This is a genomic window from Pseudarthrobacter sp. AL07 (assembly GCF_029960665.1).
GTDB lineage: Bacteria > Actinomycetota > Actinomycetes > Actinomycetales > Micrococcaceae > Arthrobacter.
In genome coordinates, this window is the sequence record NZ_JASBRB010000062.1 from 1 (window position 1) to 2,401 (window position 2,401).

General features: G+C 65.3%; 2 protein-coding genes. Both read left to right on the forward strand.

Annotated elements, in window-relative coordinates; translation table 11 throughout:
• Window positions 1-1,523, forward strand: a 1,523-nt coding sequence (zwf, locus tag QK290_RS18335; RefSeq protein WP_282332095.1) for a glucose-6-phosphate dehydrogenase, incomplete at its 5' end; no start/stop codon positions are given.
• Window positions 1,520-2,401: glucose-6-phosphate dehydrogenase assembly protein OpcA (locus tag QK290_RS18340; RefSeq protein ID WP_282332097.1), on the forward strand; the 882-nt coding region annotated here is incomplete at its 3' end. The genes zwf and QK290_RS18340, both read left to right, overlap by 4 nt.

Here is a 2,401-nt window from a genome sequence, read left to right on the forward strand (position 1 = left end):
CTGGCCGTAACCCGTTGCGGGATCCGCGTGATCGTCGTCTGAATCGGATTGCCGGTCCGTCCTCGTTGGTGCTTTTTGGGGTGACGGGGGATTTGGCGCGTAAGAAGCTCATGCCGGCTGTGTATGACCTGGCGAACCGGGGGTTGTTGCCGCCGAGTTTCGCGTTGGTGGGGTTTGGCCGCCGTGCGTGGTCGGATGCGGAGTTCGCGGCCGAGGTGAAGGCTTCGGTGCAGGCGTATGCGCGGACGCCTTTTGATGAGGCGGTGTGGAGCCAGCTCGCTGAGGGTATCCGTTTTGTCCGGGGTGAGTTCGACGACGATGATTCGTTTGAGCGTTTGGGGGAGACTGTCGCGGCCCTTGATGAGGTCCGTGGGACGCGGGGTAATCACGCGTTTTACCTCTCGATTCCGCCGAAGGCGTTTGAGCAGGTCTGCCGGCAGCTGTCCAAGCATGGGCTCGCGCAGGCTGAGGGTGGGAAGTGGCGGCGGGTGGTGATCGAGAAGCCGTTCGGGCATGATCTGGAGTCTGCCCGGCAGCTGAACGACATTGTGGAGTCGGTGTTCCCGCCGGATGCGGTGTTCCGGATCGATCATTATTTGGGGAAGGAAACGGTTCAGAATATTCTGGCGTTGCGGTTCGCGAACCAGTTGTTTGAGCCGTTGTGGAACGCGAATTATGTGGACCACGTCCAGATCACGATGGCTGAGGACATCGGCACGGGCGGCCGGGCCGGGTATTACGACGGTGTGGGTGCGGCCCGGGACGTGATCCAGAACCATCTGCTGCAGTTGCTGGCGTTGACGGCGATGGAGGAGCCGATTTCCTTTAACGCCGATGATCTGCGGGCGGAGAAGGAAAAGGTCCTTGCCGCGGTGAAGCTCCCGGAGGATTTGTCGACGCATTCGGCGCGCGGGCAGTTCGCCGGTGGCTGGCAGGGCGGGGAGCAGGTCCAGGGTTACCTGGAAGAAGACGGTATCCCGGCGGATTCGAAGACGGAAACGTTCGCTGCGATCCGGGTGGATATCCATACCCGCCGCTGGGCCGGTGTGCCGTTCTATTTGCGGGCGGGCAAGCGCCTGGGGAGGCGGGTGACGGAGATCGCGGTGGTGTTCAAACGCGCCCCGAACCTGCTTTTCCGTGACCATGGTGAGGATGACTTCGGCCAGAACGCCGTGGTGATCCGGGTCCAGCCCGATGAGGGTGCGACGATCCGGTTCGGGTCCAAGGTCCCGGGCACGCAGATGGAAGTCCGGGACGTGACCATGGACTTCGGGTACGGGCATTCCTTTACCGAATCGTCCCCGGAAGCGTATGAGCGGCTGATCCTCGATGTGCTCCTGGGCGAGCCGCCGTTGTTCCCGCGGCACGCGGAGGTGGAGCTGTCCTGGAAGATCCTGGATCCTTTTGAAGATTACTGGGCCGGGCTCACTGAACAGCCCGAGCCTTACGCCCCGGGGTCCTGGGGCCCTGCTTCGGCCGATGAGCTCCTTGCCCGCGACGGACGAACCTGGAGAAGGCCATGATTGTAGATTTGCCGGACACCACCACCTCGAAGATTTCCAAGAAGATCACCTCCTTGCGCGAGCAGGGCGGTGTGATCGCGCTGGGACGGGTCCTGACCCTGGTGGTCGTGACCCGGTCCGGGCTCGAGGAAGAAGCGATCGAGGCCGCGAACGAGGCCAGCCGTGAACACCCCTGCCGGATCATCGTCCTCGCCGACGCCGGCTCTGAGGCTCCTAACCGGCTCGACGCGCAGATCCGGGTCGGTGGTGACGCCGGCGCCTCGGAGGTCATCGTGCTCCGCGGCTACGGCGAACTCGCGCATGAAAGCGAATCCCTCGTCGCGGCGCTGCTGCTCCCGGACGCCCCGATCGTGGCCTGGTGGCCGCACGGGGCACCGGCGAACGCCTGCGAAACCTCCGTGGGCCGGATCGCGCACCGCCGGATCACCGACTCCGCGAACGAAACAGACCCGCAGGCGGCACTGGAGAACATCCGGGCCACCTATAAGGCCGGGGACACCGACCTCGCCTGGACCCGGCTGACGAACTGGCGGATCCAGCTCGCGGCGGTCCTGGATCAGGTGGACTCCTCACCCGTGACCGCCGTGGCCGTCGAAGGCGCGTCGGACTCCCCCTCCACGATCCTGCTCGCGGCCTGGCTGACCCTGGCCCTGGACGCGCCCGTGACCATCGTGGCGGACCTCGCCGGGACCGGCATCCGCCGGGTAAGACTCACCCGCCACACCGGCGAGGTGCAGCTCTTCCGCCCCGGACTCTCCGTCGCGGAACTCACCCAGCCCGGCCAGCCCGCCCAACGCATCTCCCTGCCACGCCGCAGCCTCAAAGACTGCCTCGCCGAAGAACTCCGCCGCCTCGACCCCGACGAAGTATTCGGCGAA